Genomic DNA, 20,831 nt, shown 5'->3' with positions numbered 1-20,831 from the left:
CCACAGCAGGACACGAAGCGACGTCGGGACGCCGAACGGTTCCCGATCGAAACCGTCACGCTCACAACTATTGACAGAGAACGGTCATCACAGCCGATGAATGGAACCAGTTCGGGCTACTGTCGGCACGCATCGCTCCGAGAGACGGTCGAGTGATGCGGAGACGGGACTACCTTCGCGGGCTGGGCGCGATCGCCGGCATCGTCGGCGTCGCAGGCTGTTCGTCGAACGCTTCCGAGGGACCAGCCGCGGAAACGACGGCCGGAGAGCCAGCAGGAAACGCGACCGACGAGTCACGAACCGAACGGACTGCGACGGGATCGGTGATCACCCGGACGACCGACGAATCGACGACTGAGCGAGCGACGGCCGACCAAACGACCGACAGCCCGACGGCCCAACCGACGGCAACAGCAACAGCAACAGCGACGGCAACGGCGACGCCGACGCCAGTCCCGACGCCGGAGCCGCCCGCGGACAGGCTGTTGCTCGCGCCGGCGCTCGGTGCGGGCTGGAGGTATGCCGACGGCTCCGCGCCCCGGGTTCGAGATAACGGCACGATAACGGTGCTGTATCGCGGTACGGAGGCGTACACGCGGACCCTCCGGACACGACTCTGGCGATGTGAGGGGCAGACGCTCGACGCACTCGGCGGGACGTGTTCGCTCGGAACCCTTCCAAGTCGGTATCGGTCGCGGGACGACATCGAGACGGCCAGTCCCACGATCGGCGAGACGGCGTTCGCGTGGTGGTCGTCGGACGACGCGAGAACTGACATCGAGGTGGTCGCGGCCGATCACGTGTTCCGGATGAGCCACATGCCGTCTACGGAACAGGAAGAAGGGGGCAGTAGCTCGCTGCCCGGTCGCGACGCCCGGCTGACCGAACTCGTGGAGTTGGCACGACAGCAAGCCGAGAAGCTCGCCTCCTCCGGCTGAACTGTCGGCGTCGATGTCCGCGTCTCGATCGTTCTCTCGCCCTTTTCAAGTCCGAGAAACGCCCGACCGACTGCCGGGGCCGAAAGAGGCTACTGTCGGTCGGCCGTCGGTGACGACGATGGCAACCGAAAACCGGAGCGACACGTTCGACATCGGCGGCAAGGACACGGTGCATCGACTGGGCTTCGGCGCGATGCGACTCACCGGCGAGGAGATCATCGGTCCGCCCGACGACGAGGACGAAGCGCGGGACGTCCTCCAGCGCGCGACCGACCTCGGCGTCGACTTCATCGACACCGCCGATTCCTACGGCCCGGCGGTCTCCGAGCGCCTGATCGGCGAGGCGCTTGCGCCCTACGACGACGCGTTCGTCGCCACCAAGGGCGGCCTCTGGCGCGACGATCGCGACGCCGCGTGGCCACGGTGTGGTGAACCGGGCTACCTCCGCAACGCGATCCTCGGCAGTCTCGATCGACTCCGGACCGACGAGATCGATCTGTACCAGTTCCACCGCCCGGACCCCGAGGTCGACTACGAGGAGTCCGTCAACACCTTCGCGGAGTTCAAAGACGAGGGGAAGGTCAACCACGTCGGCGTCTCGAACGTTTCGGTCGACCAGCTCGAAACCGCCCGCGACGTGGTCGAGATCGCCACCGTCCAGAACCAGTACAACATCGGCGATCGTGAGCACGAGGCAGTCCTCGAATACTGCGAGGACCACGACATCGGCTTCATCCCGTGGGCCCCGCTCGGCTCGGGCGAGCTCGACGGGCTCGACGAGGTCGCGACCAACCACGACGCCACCGAGTACCAGGTCGGCCTCGCGTGGCTGCTCCAGCACTCTCCTGTGATGTTGCCGATCCCAGGCACGTCGAGCGTCGATCACTTGGAGGAGAACGTCGCCGCCAGCGAGATCGACCTCACCGACGACGAGATCGCAACGATCGAGGGCTGAGACGAGTTCACGAACTGCTTTCAAAAACGAGCGTCCACCGCCCGGATGGATGCGTTCGATACTGTCACTTACTGCGACAGCGTCGTTTCACGCATCGGCTCGATTCGGGAGGTGTGGTCGGTTTCGTCGCTGTGCCTCTCAGCTCGTGATTCTGCCCCGAGCCGCGACGGGTGGAACCCGAACTCACCGCACGTTTCGCAGACGATCTTGTACATGGGTTGGCCCCAGGTGCGATTCCACGCCAGACTATAATTATCTTTCGTGCTGGTGCAACTCTTGCTCGTCGCCCGTGGCCATCCAGGTCATCCGAGCCACCGCAACTCAGAGCCCTACCACGTGCCGTGGAACGTGTCGAACGAGAGGTTCTCCAGGGGTTCGTTGCCGACTGCGATCTCGTACTCGCCGGGTGTGAGCATCGGCTTGTGGAACTGCGGGCCGTCGTCGGTCGTGATCCTCGGACAGCCAGTGTTCACGAACGCGTCCATGTCGAAGTTCCGCAGTCGGTCGGGCGTGACCTCGTCCATCGTGATGAGGTAAGCGTTCTCGTTCTCGTCGACGATCTTCTCGGCCTGGTCGTAGCGCCCCTGCCCGATCTTGGTACAGAAGATGACGCCCCACTTCTCGGCGTCCATCGCGCGGTGGACGGCTCCGTAGCGCTGTTTCAGGAACTTCTCGGTGTCGGCGACCGAGACGGCGTTGTTGACGGGATCGGCGATCACCACCGTTTTATCAGGGTGTTCCATCGCGAGGCCGAGGGGATGGAACTTCCCGCCGCCGACGTAGAGCACCTGGTCGGCGTCGATGTCGGCGGAGGCGTAGTTACAGCCGAGGACCTGACCCTCGTGAGTCAGCCGATCGTCGCCTCTGCGGGTGTGAACGTCGAACCCGCGCGATTCGAGCCACGTCCGCATCTCCTCGAACTTGTTCATGTGCTGGGCGGTGGTGACGAGGCCGACATCGGGGTTCGTCTCGGGGTCGTCGAGTTCGTCCAAGGAGTCGGCCATGATCGGTTCGACATCCACGTTCGAGAAGAGCGGGACGTAGATGATCTTCTCCGACTCCTTCATCGGAGAGTGACCGAAGTGGACGAACACGTCCGTGCGGCGCATCATGTAGGTGTCGAGGTCACACGCGCCGTAACACGGCTGGCCGGACAGCAGCACCCGCACACCGTCGGGCAGGAGCGCGCGGAGGTCGTCGGTCACGGCCGGGCCGCGGCGTTTCAGTCCCTCGGGGAACTGGAGGCCGACTTTCTCGGCGTCGCGCTCCTCGACCGCCTCGACGATCCGTTCCAACTCGTAGTCCCACTCCCGGTCGTGTTTGAGCGCCATCCCCGTTTGGGTGAGATCGCCCGCAGAAGCATCCGATTGGTGGCTCATTGCAATGATTTGCGGGTCCTGACGTTTAGTCTCGGGGTTTTGTGCGAACGACGTGAGTACAATGCTCGTCACGAGCGCAGCGCGGTGTTTTGCGTGAGCGACCGGCGAGAGCGAGCGCAAGGCTCGTCGTGAAGCGAACGGAGTGAGCGGAACGACGGTGTTTCGTCACCCACTCCTCGATGCATCGTGTGGATCACCACGCGCCCCCTCGACGGCGCGACCGACGAGCGTGGCTTCGGCCTTTCGGAGGTGCTCGGCGGCGGTCCCCGGTGCGCAGCCGAGCCGGTCGGCCACGTCGGCGACGCTTCCCTCGCGTGGAGTTTCGTAGTAGCCGCAATCGACCGCCGCCGTCGCGGCTTCGGCCTGGCGATCGCTCAGCGCGCTCGCGGCCTCGATCGTTCCGGCGTTGTAGCTGCCGACGCTCCGGATCTCGGCATCGACGCCTGGCGGTGCCTCGTCGATCGCGGTCTGGAGGGCGTCGGCGCTCCCGACGACGGTGAGATCGATAGTGCGGTCGCTGCGGTATTCGAGCGGGGGCATCACGACGAGGTTGCCGTGGGTGAACGCCTCGGTCAGCTGACGCGCCTCGGCGTCGAGTCGTTCGCGCACGTACACGTAGAACGTCTCTCCCTCACCCGGGACGATCTCGAACGCCAGAACGGTCTCAACGGTTTCGAGGGCCGCCGCGTACGGATCCGGGTCGCCCTCGATCGAGAAAATCATCGTGTTGGTTTCGCCGACGGCGGGGTTCCACTGAAGCAGGCGGTACGACCCGTACCCCTCCCGATCGGCGACGAACTCGTGCATCGGGTGGATGACGTCCTCGCTTTGCTGGAGACGGAGTTCGAGATATTTCATGTCCGGCGTCGCGGACGGACACTGATAAACCTCCCTCACCAGCGAGGCAGAACGACCTCAGTAGAGCGAGCCAAACTGTCTGTAGAAACCGGCCGAGCGCGCCGGCACCCATATCATGAGTTCGCAGTCAGCCGTCGAAACACCGGATCGACCCGCCGACGAACCGCTCGCGGAACTGCTCGCGCCCTACACCGTCGCCCGTGATAACCACCACAATGCGCCGGGGTTCGTGGTGCGCCCAGACGAGGTCCAAGACGTCCTCTTCGCGCTGCGCGACGAAGCGGGGTTCGATCACTGCTCGTGCGTGACCGCCGAGGAGTACGAGGACCGCTTCGAGTCGATCTACCACCTGAAGAAGTACGACGATCCGACCGACGAGGTGAGCGTCGTCGTCCCGACACCGCGGTCGGATCCGGTGAGCCAGAGCGCGGAGCCAGTGTATCGAACGGCGGACTGGCACGAGCGCGAGGCCTACGATCTTGTGGGCATCGAGTACGACGACCACCCAAACCTCCAACGTATTCTGTTGCCCGAGACGTGGCAGGGCCATCCGATGGGGCTCGATTACAACCAGGACAAACCGCAGGTCGTCACGCTCGAATCACACGCCAACCCGCTCGAAGACGATCATCAAGAGGGGGGTTCGGACACGATGTTTCTCAATATCGGGCCGCACCACCCCGCGACCCACGGCGTGCTCCACATCGAGGCGGTGCTCGACGGCGAGCAGGTGGTGGGAGTCGAGCCCGATCCGGGGTATCTCCACCGGTGTGAGGAACAGTGCTGTCAGAACGGTACCTACCGCCACGAGATCATGCCGTACCCCGACCGCTGGGACTACCTCGGCGGCCAGCTCCTGAACGAGTGGTGTTACGCCCGGACTGCCGAGGACCTCGCGGATCTCGACGTGCCGGAGTACGCCCAGGTCATCCGGACGATGAGCGGCGAGCTTTCGCGGATCCTCGCCCATCTGCTCGCGATCGGTACGTTCGCCCTCGACATCATCGGCGAGTTCACTGTGGTGTTCATGTACGCGATCCGCGACCGCGAGATCGTCCAGAACATCCTCGAAGACCTCACGGGCCAGCGCCTGATGTTCAACTACCTCCGACTCGGTGGCGTAGCGTGGGACCTGCCCGAGCCTCGCGAGGCGTTCTTCGAGAAGATCCAGGCGTTCCTCGACGATCTCCCTGGCAAGATCGACGAGTACCACGACCTGTTGACTTCGAACGAGATCTTCCAGATGCGGTGCGTCGACACGGGCGTGCTCGACGCCGAAACTGCCAAACAGTACGGCTGTACCGGTCCCGTGGCGCGCGCCTCGGGCGTCGACTACGACCTCCGGCGCGACGATCCGTACGGCTACTACCCCGAACTCGACTGGGACGTCGTGACTGCCGAGGAGGGCGACAACTACGCCCGCGTGCTCTGTCGACTCCGCGAGATCGAGCAGTCCGCACGGATCGTCGAGCAGTGTGTCGACCTGCTCGAAGACTGGCCCGAAGACGATCGCGAGATCCAATCGAACGTCCCCCGCACGCTCCGACCCGAGGATGGGGCAGAAATCTACCGTGCCGTCGAGGCTGCGAAAGGGGAGTTGGGGATCTACATCCGCTCCGATGGCACCGACGAGCCCGGGCGGTTCAAGATCCGAAGCCCTTGTTTCTCGAATCTCCAGGTCCTCCCCGAGATGGCCGAGGGCGAGTACGTTCCCGATCTGATCGCGTCGCTTGCGAGCCTCGACATCGTGCTCGGCGAGGTCGATCGCTGACGGTACGACGCCGCCGACACGTGGGGATTGAAATCGATCGCCCGCCAACGTCCGTCCATGCCCGCCGATCTCCCGCTCGAACACGTCTCGATCGAGCCCGACACTCCCACCGACGGCCCCGCGCCGGCGGTGTTCGTCCTCCACGGTCGCGGTGCCGACGAGGAGGACCTGTTGCCCGTCGCCGAGCGTCTTCCCGACGAACTCCACGTCGTCAGCCTCCGCGCGCCCGAGCCGCTAATGGGCGGATACACGTGGTACGAGCTCGACGTTCCTGACGGCGACCTCCACGAGAGCCAGCCCGTCATCGAGGAGTTCCGCCGAAGTCTCGACCTCGTAAGCGAGACCATCGACGCCGCGATCGATGCGTACGACCTCGATTCCGACCGAGTTGGACTGTTGGGATTCAGCCAAGGCGCGATTTCGTCGCTCTCGCTCCTGGTCGAAGACCCCGGGCGCTACGCGTGGGTCGTCGCGCTCCACGGCTATCTCGCCGAGTCACACGCCGACGCCGATCCCGACGGTATCGAGGACACGCCGGTGTTCGTCGGTTCGGGGACTGCGGATCGGATCATCCCGTCGAGCCGTGCCCAGGCGGCGGCTGATCGGCTCCGCGACTTCGGGTGCGCGGTCGAGGCTCACGAGTACGGGAGTGCCCACGGAATCGCCCCGGACGAACTCGCGGACGTGGTCGAGTGGGTCGAGGCGCAGCTGGCCTGACAGAGACCGCGTCACCGCCAAGTTGAAACCGACCACGGCCCAAACGTGGACGATGAGCACCGAACCGGAACTCGATGCGGAGACCGACGCTGACGCCGAACCGATGGCCGCAGCGGGCCGTCCCGAGGACCTCGCTGGCGACCTCGGGAGTGCGCTCGCCGACACGCCCGAGTACGAGCGGTTCGCCGAGGCGAAAGCCGAGGTCGAGCGGAGTCCCGAGGCCCAGGAAAAAGTCCAGGAGTTCGAACGGCTCCGCGACGAGTTCATGCTCGCGCGCCAGACCGGCGAGGCGAGCCAGGAGGACCTCCAGAAACTCCAGAGCGCCCAGCAGGAACTCCACGAGGTCCCGGCGATGGCGGAGTTCCTCGACGCACAGAACCGACTCGACGCCCGGCTCGAACGCATCAGCGACGCGGTCTCGGTCGAACTCGACTTCGACTTCGGCGATCGGATCGGCGCGTGCTGTCAGGACTAGAACCCACTTTTTTACTTCACCCCCGTTGCTCGCTCCCTCCGGTCGCTCGCAAGAGAGTTCGCAAAAACCTGGACTAAAAACACCCGTTCACTCGCGCCTGCGGCGCTCGTTCACGGTACAACTGCTGGCGGCTACTGCTACCACAACCGCACAGCACCACCGAAGCCCTCGGCCGCGGAGCGACCTCGCCCTTCATCCACCAGAAGACCAGACCCGCACCGCGGCCACCACCCAATCCAAGCCGAGAGATTTAGGCCAACCGCCTACGCGCATTCGGCATGGTCCACTCTGACTGGAACGACTGGCTGCCGCGAGCGGTCGCCGACGCCGACCCCGACGGCGTGGCGATCTGGTATCTCGGCTGCAACGGGTTCGCGCTGACCGACGGCGATACGACGCTGTTTATCGACCCGTATCTCGGTCTCGGCGATCCACCCCGGACGATCAGAATGATCCCGGTGCCGTTCGATCCGGCCGATGTCAAGGCAGCCGACGCGGTGCTCGCGACCCACGAACACACCGACCACGTCCACGGTCCCTCGCAGGCCCCGATCCTCGAAGGGACCGGCGCTACCTTCCACGCACCCGACGACAGCCTTGCCGTCGCGCGCGAGCACGAGCGCTGGACCGACGAGTGGGACGTCGACGACGATCAGTTCGACGAGGTATCGGAGGGCGACACGTTCGACATCGGCGACTTCACGATCCACGTCGAGGACGCGCACGATCCCGACGCGACCCACCCGGTGAGCTACGCCATCGAACACCCGGCAGGCACCTTCTTCCACGGCGGCGACACCAAGCCGAGCGAAGTTTTCGACCGGATCGGCGAGGAGTACGACATCGATCTCGCGGCGCTCGCGTTCGGCAGCGTCGGCCAGATTCCCGACAAGGAGACCCGTGAACCGACCCGGACGCGGTGGTACAACGACGAGAATCAGATCATCGAGGTCGCTGCCGCCCTCGGGACCGATCGGCTCCTGCCGACTCACTGGGACATGTGGAAGGGCCTCACCGCCGATCCGACCGCGCTGCATCATCACGTCGGGAGCTTCGACCACCCGAACGCACTCGACATCGTCGAGATCGGTGATCGAGTGGATCTGTAGCGCTCGAAGGAAACCTTCCTGATCGGCCTCCTTGGTAGTGCGTAACTATTTAACACGGTAGTTCATTACACTATTATGCGTTAATCGCCCTCTCGGCGAATAAATCGATTAATGAATATTATCATGATTGACCATAACAGTTTTTTAGTGAGATGTTCTGGGTGACGATGCGGCGAACGAGGCGGGCCGACGCGACGGCACGCTCGGGGCACGACGCCGACCGCGAGCGACTGCTGACGGACGATGAGCGCCGTTGCCGTCGTGGCCCTCGCTCGACGCCACGAAACCGAACACAACCCACGAGAACGAATCCACAATGCCAACCCCTGAAGAACTCATCGGAGACACGGACGTCTTCACGAAGGACATCGACAACCCCGCAGCCGAAGAGCTGCGCGAGATGCTCAGTAGTCAGAAGTACGTGTTCGCGCCCGGCATGTACCACGCCCTCGACGCGCGGCTCGCGGAGATGGCGGGTCACGACGCCGCGTACATGAGCGGCTACTCCACAGTGTTGGGCCAGTTCGGGTTCCCTGACCTCGAGATGGTCACGATGACCGAGATGGTCGAGAACGCGAAACGCATGGTCGAGGCGACACACCTCCCCGTGATCGCCGACTGCGACACCGGGTACGGGGGAATTCACAACGTCCGACGCGCGGTGCGCGAGTACGAGAAGGTCGGCGTCGCCGCGGTCCACATCGAGGATCAGGTGACACCGAAGCGGTGTGGCCATATCGCGGGCAAACAGATCGTTTCGCGAGAGGACGCCCAGGCCCGCTTCGAGGCCGCCGTCGACGCGAAGCAGTGTGAGGACACGGTGATCATCGCACGGACCGACGCCTACGGCTCCGCGAACGGTGACTGGGAGGAGCACTTGGAGCGAGGGCGGCTCTACGCCGATGCCGGCGTCGACATCGTCTGGCCCGAGATGCCCGATCCCAGCCGGGAGGACGCCGTGGAGTACGCCGAAACCATCCACGAAACCCACCCCGATCTCGATCTCGCGTTCAACTACTCGTCGAGCTTCGCGTGGTCCGAACAGGACGACCCGCTCACCTTCGAGGAGCTGGGCGATCTCGGGTACACCTACCAGTTCATCACGCTGTTCGCGCTCCACTCGGGCGCGCAGGCGGCCTTCGAGGACATGAAGAACCTCGCGGAGAACGCCGAAGAAGGCCAGTTCGACCTCGAAGACAAGTATCTCGGCCACGAAACCGAGTCCCACCACGAGCTGTCGTTCGTCGATAAGTTCCAGGACACCGAGATGGAGTTCGATCCGGAGGCGCGCTCGCGCATCGAGGGATCGGAGGGGTTCTCGGAGGACGAACGCGACCCCCTGACCGCTGACGCCGAGAGCGACGACTAACTCGCCCCCTCATCGGTTCCCTCCCCCTCTGGACACACCGACATCTCGACCGGACGCAGCGCACGGTATCACCGGCACCGAAACCTAAACGACCCTTCCGACAGACACGACACACGCTACATGAGCACAACCAACATCGAACACAGGTACAGTCAGCGAGCACAGCCCGTCAGCGACGGCATTGGAGGCAAGCGATGACCGCCCGAACCCACGACGAGCGGCTCCACGACCGGGAGTTCGTCCGCACCTTCTTCACCACGCCGACGGCGGTCGAGGGCGAGGAGGATTCGGCGAAGATGCTGCGGAGCGCGAGCGGACTCAGTGGGATGGAGGCCCCCGACGTGTGGGTGCCGGACAACGAGGACGCCACCGCCCCCTCGATGCGCGACGAGGGTGCAGAAAACATCGTCGAGGTCGTCGCCGCAAACGGCGAGGAGTTCCCGAGTGAGATCCACCCGCGGATCGTCTGGCATCGCGACAGCCCCGAAACCCGGTATCAGGGGTTCCAGCATATTCTCGACATCGCCGACCCAGAGAAAGGCGCGATCGAGCATCTCGACGGATTCGTGATCCCGGAGGTCGGCGGGATCGACGACTGGAAGAAGGCCGACGAGTTCTTCACCATCGTCGAGAACGAGCACGGTCTCGACGAAGGCAGTCTGGCGATGTCGGTGATCATCGAGAGCGGTGCGGCCGAACTCGCGATGGGTGAACTCCGCGAGGAGATGGGCAAGCCCACAAATAACTTGGAGCGGCTGTTCATGCTGGTGGATGGTGAGGTCGACTACACCAAGGACATGCGCGCGATCACACCCACTGGCGATCTCCCGGCGTGGCCCGAACTCCGCCACAACACCTCCCGGGGCGCGAGCGCCGCCGGTCTCATTGCGGTCGATGGCCCCTACGACGACATCCGCGACGTCGAGGGCTACCGCGAGCGCATGACCGACAACCAGGCAAAGGGGATGCTGGGTATCTGGTCGCTCACCCCCGGCCAGGTCGTCGAAGCGAACCAAGCGCCGCTGCCGCCCGAAACGGGGCGGTGGCTCCTCGACGACGGCACCCAGCAGGTCGATCTCGACGACCAAGGTGACGAGCAGGTCTACGGCGGTGACCGCGTGTCGCTCGAAGAGACGGGCGACGGGTACGTTCTCAGCGTCGGTGGCGACGAGCAGGAACTCGACGAGGACGAACTTCGTGAAGAGCTGCTCGACATGGCGGCGTACGTCCCGAGCATGGACGACATCGTCGACTCGATGGAGGAGTTCGAAGCCGCGCGCGACGCCGGCACCGGCGCGATCGCGATGGAACGCGCCGCAACCATCGTGATCGACGATGTCGCGATCGACATCGCTACCGATCGGATGTGGGACGAGGCCACTTATCAGGCCGCGATGACCCCCGTCAGCCTCTTCCAGGACGTCTACGAGAACCGCCCCGACCAGCACGACGACCTCGCCGACCGCTACGGCGAAAGTGTGGTCGAGCGCGCCACCGACGTCGGCAACTGAAGCCCACCTCTCCCACGCTTCCCCGCCAACGATCGCGAGTTTCGGTTCCTCGCGAACTCAGTCGTCGAGTTCGGCTTCGGGCTGTGCGGTGGGGACTGCGAGCTCGTAGCGGTTCTGGCGCGCGTCGTGGATACAGACGCCCTTTTCGACGGCCTCGATCCGTTCGAGCTGATCGAGCGCGTTGCGGACGGTGCGTCCCGAGAGCCGGGAACGCTGAATGATCTCCTTTTGGGTGAGCGAGGCGTTGTGTTCGAGCACTTTGAACACGAGTTTCGCACTCGGCGAGAGGCCGTCGAGCCGCTCAGCAGTGGGATCACTCATCGTGTTTCCTACGGTCGGACGGCGAATAAACGTATCGGCTATCCGATAATTTGATGGCTGGATTATAAACTCGTCTGACTGGTTCGGAGGGCCGATCGGGTGGTTCCTCGATGGTCAGTTGGGCGCTCGACCGTTTCGTTCCGAATGGGTGACTGATCGGTGTCGTTGCCAGCCGACGACGCTGCCACCACACCGTTCTGTCGAATCAGTCATGAAATTTCGGACGACTGTTGGTATCGCTCGTCACTGTACTCCTCGACAGTACCGTGTGGCTCATGCCAGTGGCCCGTCTCGGAGCGACCGAGAGCACACGATGACCGACGAATCCGCCGGACGATCTGCCGACCGCTCGTCCACACAGGACCACGAACCGATGGAAACACGACTGTTGGACCTCGCGGAGAAGGGGCGTCGAACCGACGGACTCGTGCGTGAGCATCCGGAGGTGCTGACGGCCGTCGTGGATGGGTTGCTTCAGATCGACACCGCCGCGTTCGTTGCCGAGCACCCCGAAGCCGCCGATCAGCTGCTGGAGCTCCTGTGGGACGGGCTGCGTATCGCAGCCGTGGAAGCCGATCTCGATGGAGTCACGGATCACGTCACCGTCAGCTTCGCGGCCGACGACTGCTCGCTGGTGGGACATCTCGACATCGACGGGGAAGCAGGAACGATCGCCAGCGGGACCGATCGAGCCACGGACAGTGACGTAACCATCTCCGGCCCGGCGGACGTGCTCGTCGGGCTGCTCGCGGGCGATGTCGATCCCAAACTGGGGTTCATGCGCGGTCGTTTCACGATCGATGGCTCGACTGAGACGGCAATGGCGCTCGTTCCGGTACTCGACAGTCTCTCGAAGCAGTTGCCAGTGTGATCGCTGCCGACTCACGCCGATACCGAACACACCAACCACGAGGGCCCCGTCGGTCGTCCCTGGTCGAATCCGATTGCACTGCGCGCGGTTACATCGAAAATTCGTTGGTGCTGAACGACATCGAGCACGTAGCGGTTCCGAATCCCTATCGGATCGAGAGATTCGTGACTGATTTCACCTGGCCTCTTCGGACAGAAAAAAGTGGATTTAGGAGAGCCACTATCCAGGAATTGCCGTCCAACAATAGAGATAGATACTGTCGTATCTCGGTTTTCTAGCCGTTTAGTCCGAAATAATTCGATACCGAGACGGACCGAGCAGACTGAAAGCAGAACGACAACCGTGAAGAGGATTCGGTTTGTACAGATTTTTCTGTAGGCTGTCGCCTGACAGAGGAGGAGAGTGGGAACAGGGACGACTATCGTAGAGACGGCCGACTGGTGCTCAGATGTCCGTCACACGCTGGTACTCGTCGCTGAGTGCGGCAGCATCCTCGGGGAGGAGCGCCACCACGAGATACGCGGCGTACTCGCCGAAGTACTCGACCAGCGCCGCGATCCGGTCGGAGTCGAGGGCTTCGAGCGAGTCGATCACGATGAACGGCAGCGACTCGTGGAGGTCGTGGACCAGATAGCCAGCGAGCGCGAAGACGAGGCCGGTGACCTCGCGTTCGCTTTCCGAGAGGTGGCCGATCGAGTCCTCGTAGGTCGTTCCCTCGTCGGTGCTCCGGATCACGTGGAGGTCGAACACGCCGCGCTCGACTTTCCGGCGGCCTTCCCGCACTGTTTGCTCGGTGCGCTCGATCCAGATCCGCTCGATGTTCGCATAATCGAGCACGCCGAGGATGGTCTCCATGTGATCGTTGAACTCCTCGACGGCCTCGGATTCGAGCTGTTCGATCCGGGTCCGCAGGTCCGCCAGCTCGGTCTGGAGTTCCTCACGGCGTTCGGACAGCTGGTCGCGCTCGTCGAGATCGTCCTCGACGCCAGCGATCTCCTCGCGGACGTCATCGAGATCGCTTTCGAGCCGACCGAGCTCGAACTCGAGCTGGTTGGCCTCCTTGTGGTGGTCGAGTAGTTCGCTCTGTTCTTGTCCCTCCAACTCTTCGACCGCCGCCTCGCGCTCGTCGATCGTGTCTTCCAGCGTGGCGCGCTCGTCGGTGAGATCGTCGAGAGTGGCCTCGCGCTCGTCGATCTCGCGGTCGATCTCGTCGAGTTTGCGGTCGACACGTTCGCGTCGGTCACGATCGCCACGGAGGTCGTCGCGTCGGTCGGTCAGCTCGTCGAGTTCGGTGTCTAGCTCGTTGCGCTTCGAGGAGTGCTCACGCCGGAGTTCTCGAAGGCTGTCGAGAGTATCGTCGATCGCATCGCGCTCGACCTCGCTCCCGCAGGTCCAACACACCGTGGTGTCCTCGACCAACTGATCGGTGAGCGCGTCGGCGTCGCCGCCGGTGTCGGCCCCGCCGCGGGTCTGGAGTGCGGCCTGGAGTTCGGGGTTGTCGCCGTCGAGGAGGTCCTCGTTGAACTGGAGGATGCGCTGGAGCTGGTTGATCGTGGACTCCACCGACTGCTTGTGATCGCGGAGCCGATCGATCTCGGTTTCGAGCTCGTCGAGGTCGCCCGCGGGCGTCTCGGGCAGGTCAGCCATCGTCTCCTCGAGTTCGTTGCGTTCGTCTTCGAGCGCCTGGATACTCTCGCGCTCGGTGTCGATCCGGTAGCGAACGTCTTCGAGATCCGAACGCACCTCTTGGAGCTCGTCGAGAGCGTCCTCGAAGGCGTTTTGCTGTTCTTTGGTGTCGTCGACAGTCTGGTCGGCGTCTTCGATCTCGGACTCTTTGTCGTCGAGTTCCGTGCGTTTGTCCTCGATTCGGTCTTCGAGGCGCGTCTTCTCGGTTTCGAGTTCCGGGAGTCGGGAATCGAGCGAGTCCAATCGATCGAGTTCGTCGTCGAGGTTTCGCTTTTCGGCCTCCAACTGCTCGATCTCGGCTTGAATCGCGGCGGTGTCCACGGGTCGCATGATGACCTCGCGGAGGTCGTCGTCGCGTGCGACCGCCTGACGGGCCTCGTTGGATTCGAGGAGGAACCCGAACAGTTCGGCGGCCTCGGTGTCCTCGAGATAGGGATCACCATCGAAAACCACGGTACCATTGCGGCGTTCGAGCGTCCGAGTGTACGTGTCCTCACCGAGGGTGAGAGTGACTTCACCGTGGTCGGCGTCACCCTTGAGCGACACGCGCTCGCTCCCGAGTGTCGCCATCAACGCCTGCAACAGCGAGGTGCGGTTGGTGGCGTTTCGACCAGTGAGCGACGTCACACCCGGCGAGAGCGCGATCTCCGTGGTGTCGATCCCGCCGACGTTCTCGACGGATAGCTCGGCGTGATCTTCGATAGCTCGTGATTGACTCATGTTCTTCCATAGTGGAGGGCATACTAAGTTCTTGTTGCTCGTACCGTCTTTACCTGTTCCACACCACGCAATATAACAGACCTACATTCGTTACAGTAACCGCAGCGGTGTATCATCACCGACGCCAAGGACGTACTACCGGATCCCAACTGGACGATGAGAGGAAGGAAAGACCGATTCGCGGAGTCGGTGGTGGTGTTCAGGAGTTTCGCTACTCAACCACAGGACTGTCACAGTGCGTGTTCTACTGGCGACGCCGTGGTGAAAATCGGCTAAAAGTATCTACGCAATCTCTTCTGAGATAGTCTGGGTAGTCTAGGTAGTGGAACTCTGTCTATCATTGGTTTCAATTCGTACGAAAAGCAACGATTCTTGCCGCACTAACGACATCATATTTGGTGTCTTCCCGATAGAGATGCGACGATTCTCAGTATAATCAACGAAACCAACACATCTCCATGATGGAGAGCATGACGGAAGTTATCTGGAATTTCTGCGATCAATAGTTAAAAATCGATATTTCCACCGTGTATTGGGAAATATTCTGCCCAAATGCCATGAACCCCTACTTTATGGCGGCGGATTCCCCTTGTCGCTCAACGAGTTCAGACGAATGTGGATGGTGGGAACTTGCTTTCAGTTTGTATATTCCTGATCTGTCGGTCTTCCGTCCTTCGTGGGCGGATGTACGAGCGATACCAGAGCAACGACAGCCAGACGGAGGCTCGTGTTTGCGTCCGATCTCACGGTCGGGCGTGCAGCATTCTCGTTGATCCGATTCATCGAGAGTGTCTCGGAGCTGTGCCGTCGCAAAACTACGGCGCGGAATCGGTAGCGAAGCTGCGTGCGGCGTCGAGTGTGAGCGTGAGTGACTGCTCGACCACCGATCGCTGCTCGGCCGACGGCCACGCGTTACGGACGAAGTACTCCTCGCGGAACTCGCGGCGCTCGGTTTCGGTCGCCGTCTCGATCCGGCGGGCGTAGTGGTTGCTCATGAAATCGGCGAACGCACGGGCGTTCGCGGCGTGAACGTCGCCGTGGCGTTCGGCGACGCGGGCGACCACGCGGTCGTTGTGAGCCGCGACGTGGAGCCAGTCGTCGGGATCGCCCGGGCCCGAGAGCCGGCGTTCGGCCGCACGGTCGGTGTCGTCGATTCGGTCGGTTCGAACCGTTCCATCGTCGATCCACTCGTCGGGATAACAGACGAGCACCGCGTTCGTGTCGTCCTCGCGGACCCGTGCGGTGAAGCCGTGGTCGGCGAGTACGGACGCGCGTTCCTCACGGTACGCCTCGCGCTCGGCGTCGTCGGTCGCCGCGCGCGCGAGCCGGGTCAGCCGCTCGGCCTCGTCGACGACCGCGGCGGGGAGTTCACTCATTCTCGAACGCCTCGTTGGCTCGTTCGTCCGCGCGGTCGTTCGCCTCGCGCGGGACGTGTTCGATCGACCACTCGTCGAACCCGTCGAGGAGTTCGCGAACCCGGATCCGGCGTTCGCGGAGCGCGGGTTCGTTGGTGTCCCACGCGCCGCGGACCTGCTCGACGACGAGCTGGGAGTCGCCGCGGACGTCGACCGTCTCGAAGTCGTACTCGCGCGCGACCTCGAGCACCCGGAGCAGAGCCTCGTACTCCGCGCGATTGTTGGTGGTGTCGTCGATGCGCTCGCCGCCCTCGTCGACGATCCCCTCGCTCGTAACGATGACCCACCCGATCGCTGCCGGGCCGGGGTTGCCGCGCGACGCGCCGTCGAAATAGCAGTGTGCGCGCCCGCCGGTCTCCCGGAGCAGCGCCGCGAGGCGGACGGGATCGTTCCCCTGAATCACGACCTTTCCCTCGTAGGCGACCGCGATCGCGCCGTCCCGCGCGGCACGCCAGCGTTCGTGATCGGTGTTGCCCGACTCGATCGCCACGCCCGCAGCTTCGAGCCGTTCGCGGGCGTCGTCCACATCACACTCGATGACCGGCATTCGTCGAAACTCGCCGAGTGCAGCGGATAGCGTTTCCGATCCCGGCGAGCGATCGGTACGCTCGGCCGGCGGGGAGCGACCGGTTTGCTCCCTCCCAAGGATTTATGTCCTCGTACGATACTACTATAAAAGTGCAATGACACGGTCCACTCGTCAGCGGGAGCGGCAGGCCGAGACCGAAAACGAGGCGGACGAACGGGAGGGGGAGACGGAGGGAGTTCGGAACTGTCCCGAGTGTGATTCTGAGAACTTAGTCAAGAGCGCTGATCGCGGGGAACTGGTCTGTGACGACTGTGGCCTGGTCGTCGAGGAGGAGAACATCGATCCTGGTCCGGAGTGGCGCGCGTTCAACCACGCCGAACGCCAGCAGAAGTCGCGTGTGGGCGCGCCGACCACCCAGACGATGCACGACAAGGGGCTAACGACGACCATCGACTGGAAGGACAAGGACGCGTACGGGCGATCGATCTCCTCGAAGAAACGCTCCCAGATGCATCGGCTGCGAAAGTGGCAGGAGCGCATCCGGACCAAGGACGCCGGCGAGCGAAACCTCCAGTTCGCGCTCTCGGAGATCGACCGGATGGCGAGCGCGCTCGGCGTCCCCCGCTCGGTACGGGAGGTCGCCTCAGTCATCTATCGGCGCGCGCTCTCCGACGACCTCATCCGCGGGCGCTCGATCGAGGGCGTCGCGACCTCGGCGCTGTACGCGGCCTGTCGGAAGGAGGGCATCCCCCGAAGTCTCGAAGAGATCTCCGAGGTGTCGCGCGTAAATAGGAAAGAGATCGGCCGCACGTATCGCTATATCTCTCAGGAACTCGGCCTCGAAATGCGCCCCGTCGACCCGAAAAAATACGTTCCTCGGTTCTGTTCGGAGCTCACGCTCTCCGAGGAAGTCCAGTCGAAGGCCAACGACATCATCGAGACTACCGCCGAGAAGGGCCTGCTTTCGGGGAAATCCCCGACTGGCTACGCCGCCGCCGCGATCTACGCCGCCTCCTTGCTCTGCAACGAGAAGAAGACCCAGCGCGAGGTCGCGGACGTCGCCCAAGTGACCGAGGTCACCATTCGAAATCGATATCAAGAGCAGATCGAGGCGATGGGAATTCACGGGTAGGCCTCGCACTCGAACAGTTTCGCCAGGCGGCGGGAGTTTAAACCGGTGCAGATCCTCCCTTCATCCGATGCGGCTCGACGAGTATTTCGAGGAGATCGAACGTGACGAGGCCGCAGAGCGTCGCGAACTGGTGAAGCAAAAATCCTACGCGATCACCGACTACCTCGAAGACGTCGAACACGAGTTCGACCGCCGAGTGTCCGACGACGCGCTGCTCGGCTCCACGTCGCCCACGATCTTCGTCGGTCGGTCGTCGTACCCGAACGTCTCGACGGGCGTCCTCTCGCCGGTCGGCAACGAGGAGCGCGCCGCCGACTTCGAGACCGGCGGGCACTGGTATGATCAGAACTTCTCGATCGAGGACGTCTTCCAGCACCGCACAGGATTGGTGAACTCGACCCAGCGCGCCGAGGTGGGCAACGTCGCGGACGCGTGGAACGGGTTCTTGGGTACGCAGCGCGAGGTCGCGATCGCCGATCGACCTGTGGACGTCGAAATCGGACTGGATAGCCCGCTCGACGTGGATTTCGATGTCTCTGAACAGGATGTCTCCTCGCCGACCGGGCCGCGCGCCCACGCCGAAAGCGCGACGCTGACCGAGAACCCCCACGTCCCGCGACCGGTCAAGAAGACCCTCGAAGACGACGACTGGCGCGCGGCGGGCGCGATGAACTACCTCTACAACCGAGGGTTCGACGTCTACGACATCAACACCATTCTGTCTGCGGGCGCGCTCGGCGAGGGAGACAACCGGCGGCTCGTCCCCACGCGATGGTCGATCACCGCGGTCGACGACACCGTCGGGAAGTTCCTCAGGGGCGGGCTCCGGAACGCGAGTTCGGTCGACAAGACCGAGGTGTACTACAACGAGTATCTCGGGAACAAGTTCTGGATCGTGCTCGCGCCAGGCAGCTGGGAGTTCGAGCTGGTGGAGTTCAAAGCCCCCGGCAGCGTCTGGAACCCCGATCCCGATCGAGGAATGTGGATCGCCGCCGACCGTGAGGGCTACGACGGCCGGACTTCCTATGTGGAGGAGACCGCGGGCGCGTACTACGCCGCGCGGCTCGGCGTGCTCGAGCATCTGGACGAGCGCGACCGGCAGGCCTCGGTGCTCGTCTGTCGGCACGTCACGCCCGACTACTGGGGACCCACCGGTGTCTGGCAGGTGCGCGAATCCGTCAGGAACGCCTTCGGGGACGAACCGGGCACGGCCCAGTCGTTCGGGGCGGCGCTCCGGGAGCTCGCTCCCAGACTTCCGGTCTCGCTCGCGCGCCTCCGTCGGAAGTCCTCGATGGCGGCGGGCGTCCAGTCCCAGCTTGCGGAGTTCGGGTAACCTGATTTGGTCGTCGGCGTTTGGCCATCTCACCAGCAGTCGACTGCCGTGCGAACGCACTACAGTGGTGGGGTTTTTGCGTCCCGCCGTCCGACGATCAGGCATGAGCACGACGGTCGGGATGGATGGGACGTGGGGCCGGCTTCGCGCCGTCGGTGTCGGGGCGGCGATCACCGTGGCAGGCTTTCTGGCGGCGGTGCCGTTCGGCTTCGTGGTGGGGAACGCGGCCGGGCTGCTCGGCATCGAGTTCTCGCTCACTGCGGGATTCGTTCTGAGCACGATTCTCCTGCAAGGTGTCGCCTTCCCGCTGACCGCGTTCGGCTATCTCCGGCTGCGCGGGCTGTCGCTTTCGTTCGTGAAGGCACGCCTGCCGACGCTCCGTGACCTACTCTGGATCGTGAGTGGCTACGTGCTGGTGTTCGCGCTGGTGTTCGCGCTGCTGTTGATCGTCGTCAACCTCGGCGTCCCGACTGCGAGTCGAACAGACCAGGCCGCGCTCCAGGACCCGGGAACCCTGATCTGGCTCGTCCCGCTCTCGCTGCTGGTGATCGGTCCGGGCGAGGAGCTCCTCTTTCGAGGGATCATCCAGGGGCGACTCCGGGAGTCGTTCGGCCCGGTCGGGGCGATCATACTCGCGAGCGCGACGTTCGCACCGGCGCACATCCTCGCACTCACCGGCTCGCCCCAGGCGCTCGCAGCCACGATCTCGCTGCTGTTCGTCCCCGCGCTCGTCTTCGGCGTGACCTACGAGCTCACCGACAACCTCGTCGTCCCGTCGATCATCCACGGCGCGTACAACGCGACCATCTTCGGGATCGTCTACATCGGGCTGCGCTACGGTCCAACACAGCCACCGGGGCTATTGTAACGATCTCGGTCGGGTGATGTTTCTGACGGGATAGCGTCTGTCCCACGTTGGTATCCGTTCCGACACCGAACCAAGAAGCCACGCGTTCAACAGACAAGAAACGTCCGATCGGAGTACGACAAGGTAGCTCACACACTGCCAACAACACAGGAGGATAAGAAGACAACCCTATTTTGCACTCGCTCGCAAGTCGAGGTATGGCGACGCAAAACGGAACCAAGTGGTCCGGCGAATCCGTAGGCCTGGCGTTCAGCCGACTCGCGCTGGGGATCATCTTCGTGGTGTCCGGGATCGGGAAAGTGTTTGCGATGGGGCCGAAAGCATCCGGCATCGACGCATTCGCCGGAACGCTTGCCCAGCTCGGCGTTCCGCTGCCGACCGTCGCCGCCTGGGGCGTCGGAGTACTCGAACTGGTCGGTGGGGGATTGCTGTTGATCGGGCTGTTCACTCGTCTCGTCGCCGCTTTGCTTGCCGTCGATATGGCCGTGGCAACAGTCTTGGTGCACCTTCCCAACGGTTTCATCGTGTCGGACGGTGGGTACGAATACACGCTCGTCCTCACGCTCAGCGCACTTGGCCTTGCGTTGAGTGGTCCTGGTGTGCTATCGGTTAGACGAGCCCTTGCCGGAGCGCGGTCATCCGCTTCTCAGTAAGCTACCACAATCTGAAGACCGTGGCATTAACTGTGGATTCTCACTCAGCCCGAACCAGCAGATTCGAATGTGAGCCCGTTCGTGTTCAGTAGGATGCTGTTCAAGCGCACGCCTACGGGTGCGTCTCCTTTGCCTCCTGTTTGGTTGCGAAGGTGTTTCAGCTCGATGTTCTTTGTGGCGTTGTAGTCCGTGTGATCTCTCCCTCAGCACACGAAAGTGCC

Annotated in this window: 19 protein-coding genes and 1 pseudogene; 13 read left to right on the top strand and 7 right to left on the bottom strand. The window is 63.4% G+C overall.

The features are described from left to right. Nucleotides 1-155 precede the first annotated feature (155 nt). Both PHA81_RS08130 and PHA81_RS08125 read left to right on the top strand, forming a co-directional pair. Nucleotides 156-938 (top strand): hypothetical protein, encoded by a 783-nt coding sequence (locus PHA81_RS08130; protein ID WP_273836333.1) that lies wholly within the window; start codon nt 156-158, stop codon nt 936-938. A 118-nt stretch (nt 939-1,056) separates the two neighbouring features. Further along, nucleotides 1,057-1,893, top strand: a complete 837-nt coding sequence (locus tag PHA81_RS08125) for an aldo/keto reductase (protein WP_273836331.1) — start codon at nt 1,057-1,059, stop codon at nt 1,891-1,893. A 329-nt stretch (nt 1,894-2,222) separates the two neighbouring features. On the opposite strand, the gene dph2 is transcribed toward PHA81_RS08125, so the two are convergent. Both dph2 and PHA81_RS08115 read right to left on the bottom strand, forming a co-directional pair. Beyond that, a complete protein-coding gene (dph2, locus tag PHA81_RS08120) occupies nt 2,223-3,272 on the bottom strand; it encodes a diphthamide biosynthesis enzyme Dph2 (RefSeq protein WP_273836329.1) in 1,050 nt (349 codons plus the stop codon). A gap of 165 nt (nt 3,273-3,437) precedes the next feature. Then, nucleotides 3,438-4,130, bottom strand: a complete 693-nt coding sequence (locus PHA81_RS08115) for a helix-turn-helix domain-containing protein (RefSeq protein WP_005041874.1) — start codon at nt 4,128-4,130, stop codon at nt 3,438-3,440. A 115-nt stretch (nt 4,131-4,245) separates the two neighbouring features. On the opposite strand from PHA81_RS08115, the gene PHA81_RS08110 reads away from it, so the two are divergent. The 6 genes from PHA81_RS08110 to aceB all read left to right on the top strand — a co-directional run bounded on the left by PHA81_RS08110 (nt 4,246) and on the right by aceB (nt 11,082). Next, nucleotides 4,246-5,901 carry an NADH-quinone oxidoreductase subunit D gene (locus PHA81_RS08110; protein WP_273836328.1) on the top strand — a complete coding sequence of 552 codons (1,656 nt, stop codon included), beginning with the start codon at nt 4,246-4,248 and terminating at the stop codon, nt 5,899-5,901. Nucleotides 5,902-5,958: 57 nt separating this feature from the next. Further along, nucleotides 5,959-6,618, top strand: coding sequence for a dienelactone hydrolase family protein (locus PHA81_RS08105; RefSeq protein ID WP_273836326.1), 660 nt, complete (start codon nt 5,959-5,961; stop codon nt 6,616-6,618). Between the two features lie 52 nt (nt 6,619-6,670). Next, complete coding sequence (locus tag PHA81_RS08100) at nt 6,671-7,093, top strand: YlbF family regulator (RefSeq protein WP_005041870.1); 423 nt, start codon at nt 6,671-6,673, stop codon at nt 7,091-7,093. A 278-nt stretch (nt 7,094-7,371) separates the two neighbouring features. After that, nucleotides 7,372-8,202: an MBL fold metallo-hydrolase gene (locus PHA81_RS08095; RefSeq protein WP_273836322.1), complete on the top strand. Its 831-nt coding sequence runs from the start codon at nt 7,372-7,374 to the stop codon at nt 8,200-8,202. A 316-nt stretch (nt 8,203-8,518) separates the two neighbouring features. Further along, complete coding sequence (gene aceA / locus PHA81_RS08090; RefSeq protein ID WP_049909935.1) at nt 8,519-9,571, top strand: isocitrate lyase; 1,053 nt, start codon at nt 8,519-8,521, stop codon at nt 9,569-9,571. A gap of 194 nt (nt 9,572-9,765) precedes the next feature. Beyond that, nucleotides 9,766-11,082 carry a malate synthase AceB gene (gene aceB, locus PHA81_RS08085; RefSeq protein WP_273836319.1) on the top strand — a complete coding sequence of 439 codons (1,317 nt, stop codon included), beginning with the start codon at nt 9,766-9,768 and terminating at the stop codon, nt 11,080-11,082. A gap of 57 nt (nt 11,083-11,139) precedes the next feature. On the opposite strand, the gene PHA81_RS08080 is transcribed toward aceB, so the two are convergent. Then, entirely contained in the window at nt 11,140-11,403 is a 264-nt protein-coding gene (locus PHA81_RS08080; protein ID WP_005041863.1) for a helix-turn-helix domain-containing protein, read from the bottom strand. 313 nt (nt 11,404-11,716) lie between these two features. Between PHA81_RS08080 and PHA81_RS08075 the strand changes: the two genes are divergently transcribed. Next, a complete protein-coding gene (locus PHA81_RS08075) occupies nt 11,717-12,274 on the top strand; it encodes an SCP2 sterol-binding domain-containing protein (RefSeq protein WP_273836317.1) in 558 nt (185 codons plus the stop codon). Between the two features lie 444 nt (nt 12,275-12,718). Here PHA81_RS08075 and PHA81_RS08070 read toward each other — a convergent pair whose 3' ends face one another. The 3 genes from PHA81_RS08070 to rnhA form a co-directional block, all read right to left on the bottom strand. Beyond that, nucleotides 12,719-14,680 (bottom strand): archaea-specific SMC-related protein, encoded by a 1,962-nt coding sequence (locus PHA81_RS08070; protein WP_273836316.1) that lies wholly within the window; start codon nt 14,678-14,680, stop codon nt 12,719-12,721. 815 nt (nt 14,681-15,495) lie between these two features. Next, complete coding sequence (locus PHA81_RS08065; RefSeq protein WP_005041858.1) at nt 15,496-16,056, bottom strand: hypothetical protein; 561 nt, start codon at nt 16,054-16,056, stop codon at nt 15,496-15,498. Beyond that, nucleotides 16,049-16,642: a ribonuclease HI gene (gene rnhA, locus PHA81_RS08060; RefSeq protein WP_005041856.1), complete on the bottom strand. Its 594-nt coding sequence runs from the start codon at nt 16,640-16,642 to the stop codon at nt 16,049-16,051. The genes PHA81_RS08065 and rnhA overlap by 8 nt, the downstream gene beginning before the upstream one ends. Nucleotides 16,643-16,778: 136 nt before the next feature. Between rnhA and PHA81_RS08055 the strand changes: the two genes are divergently transcribed. From PHA81_RS08055 to PHA81_RS08040, 4 genes are all read left to right on the top strand, one after another. Next, nucleotides 16,779-17,756, top strand: coding sequence for a transcription initiation factor IIB (locus PHA81_RS08055; RefSeq protein ID WP_005041854.1), 978 nt, complete (start codon nt 16,779-16,781; stop codon nt 17,754-17,756). A gap of 67 nt (nt 17,757-17,823) precedes the next feature. After that, nucleotides 17,824-19,089 carry a DNA repair protein NreA gene (gene nreA / locus PHA81_RS08050; protein ID WP_005041853.1) on the top strand — a complete coding sequence of 422 codons (1,266 nt, stop codon included), beginning with the start codon at nt 17,824-17,826 and terminating at the stop codon, nt 19,087-19,089. Nucleotides 19,090-19,192: 103 nt separating this feature from the next. After that, nucleotides 19,193-19,957 carry a type II CAAX endopeptidase family protein gene (locus PHA81_RS08045; protein ID WP_273836311.1) on the top strand — a complete coding sequence of 255 codons (765 nt, stop codon included), beginning with the start codon at nt 19,193-19,195 and terminating at the stop codon, nt 19,955-19,957. A gap of 197 nt (nt 19,958-20,154) precedes the next feature. After that, entirely contained in the window at nt 20,155-20,610 is a 456-nt protein-coding gene (locus PHA81_RS08040; RefSeq protein ID WP_273836308.1) for a DoxX family protein, read from the top strand. A gap of 44 nt (nt 20,611-20,654) precedes the next feature. Here PHA81_RS08040 and PHA81_RS08035 read toward each other — a convergent pair. Beyond that, nucleotides 20,655-20,807, bottom strand: a pseudogene (locus PHA81_RS08035) (RNA-guided endonuclease TnpB family protein); the annotation flags it as partial. Nucleotides 20,808-20,831: the final 24 nt, after the last annotated feature.

Origin of the sequence: Halococcus sp. PRR34 (assembly GCF_028617175.1) — an archaeon.
Taxonomy (GTDB): domain Archaea; phylum Halobacteriota; class Halobacteria; order Halobacteriales; family Halococcaceae; genus Halococcus; species Halococcus salifodinae.
Note: the sequence above shows the minus strand (reverse complement) of the source record. Positions and strands in the feature narration are given on the sequence as shown.

Bases quoted from the DNA above. Each gene is read 5' to 3' on its own strand.
- PHA81_RS08130 (WP_273836333.1), top strand. From the start codon at position 156: ATGCGGAGACGGGACTACCTTCGCGGGCTGGGCGCGATCGCCGGCATC.
- PHA81_RS08125 (WP_273836331.1), top strand. From the start codon at position 1,057: ATGGCAACCGAAAACCGGAGCGACACGTTCGACATCGGCGGCAAGGAC.
- dph2 (WP_273836329.1), bottom strand. From the start codon at position 3,272: ATGAGCCACCAATCGGATGCTTCTGCGGGCGATCTCACCCAAACGGGG.
- PHA81_RS08115 (WP_005041874.1), bottom strand. From the start codon at position 4,130: ATGAAATATCTCGAACTCCGTCTCCAGCAAAGCGAGGACGTCATCCAC.
- PHA81_RS08110 (WP_273836328.1), top strand. From the start codon at position 4,246: ATGAGTTCGCAGTCAGCCGTCGAAACACCGGATCGACCCGCCGACGAA.
- PHA81_RS08105 (WP_273836326.1), top strand. From the start codon at position 5,959: ATGCCCGCCGATCTCCCGCTCGAACACGTCTCGATCGAGCCCGACACT.
- PHA81_RS08100 (WP_005041870.1), top strand. From the start codon at position 6,671: ATGAGCACCGAACCGGAACTCGATGCGGAGACCGACGCTGACGCCGAA.
- PHA81_RS08095 (WP_273836322.1), top strand. From the start codon at position 7,372: ATGGTCCACTCTGACTGGAACGACTGGCTGCCGCGAGCGGTCGCCGAC.
- aceA (WP_049909935.1), top strand. From the start codon at position 8,519: ATGCCAACCCCTGAAGAACTCATCGGAGACACGGACGTCTTCACGAAG.
- aceB (WP_273836319.1), top strand. From the start codon at position 9,766: ATGACCGCCCGAACCCACGACGAGCGGCTCCACGACCGGGAGTTCGTC.
- PHA81_RS08080 (WP_005041863.1), bottom strand. From the start codon at position 11,403: ATGAGTGATCCCACTGCTGAGCGGCTCGACGGCCTCTCGCCGAGTGCG.
- PHA81_RS08075 (WP_273836317.1), top strand. From the start codon at position 11,717: ATGACCGACGAATCCGCCGGACGATCTGCCGACCGCTCGTCCACACAG.
- PHA81_RS08070 (WP_273836316.1), bottom strand. From the start codon at position 14,680: ATGAGTCAATCACGAGCTATCGAAGATCACGCCGAGCTATCCGTCGAG.
- PHA81_RS08065 (WP_005041858.1), bottom strand. From the start codon at position 16,056: ATGAGTGAACTCCCCGCCGCGGTCGTCGACGAGGCCGAGCGGCTGACC.
- rnhA (WP_005041856.1), bottom strand. From the start codon at position 16,642: ATGCCGGTCATCGAGTGTGATGTGGACGACGCCCGCGAACGGCTCGAA.
- PHA81_RS08055 (WP_005041854.1), top strand. From the start codon at position 16,779: ATGACACGGTCCACTCGTCAGCGGGAGCGGCAGGCCGAGACCGAAAAC.
- nreA (WP_005041853.1), top strand. From the start codon at position 17,824: ATGCGGCTCGACGAGTATTTCGAGGAGATCGAACGTGACGAGGCCGCA.
- PHA81_RS08045 (WP_273836311.1), top strand. From the start codon at position 19,193: ATGAGCACGACGGTCGGGATGGATGGGACGTGGGGCCGGCTTCGCGCC.
- PHA81_RS08040 (WP_273836308.1), top strand. From the start codon at position 20,155: ATGGCGACGCAAAACGGAACCAAGTGGTCCGGCGAATCCGTAGGCCTG.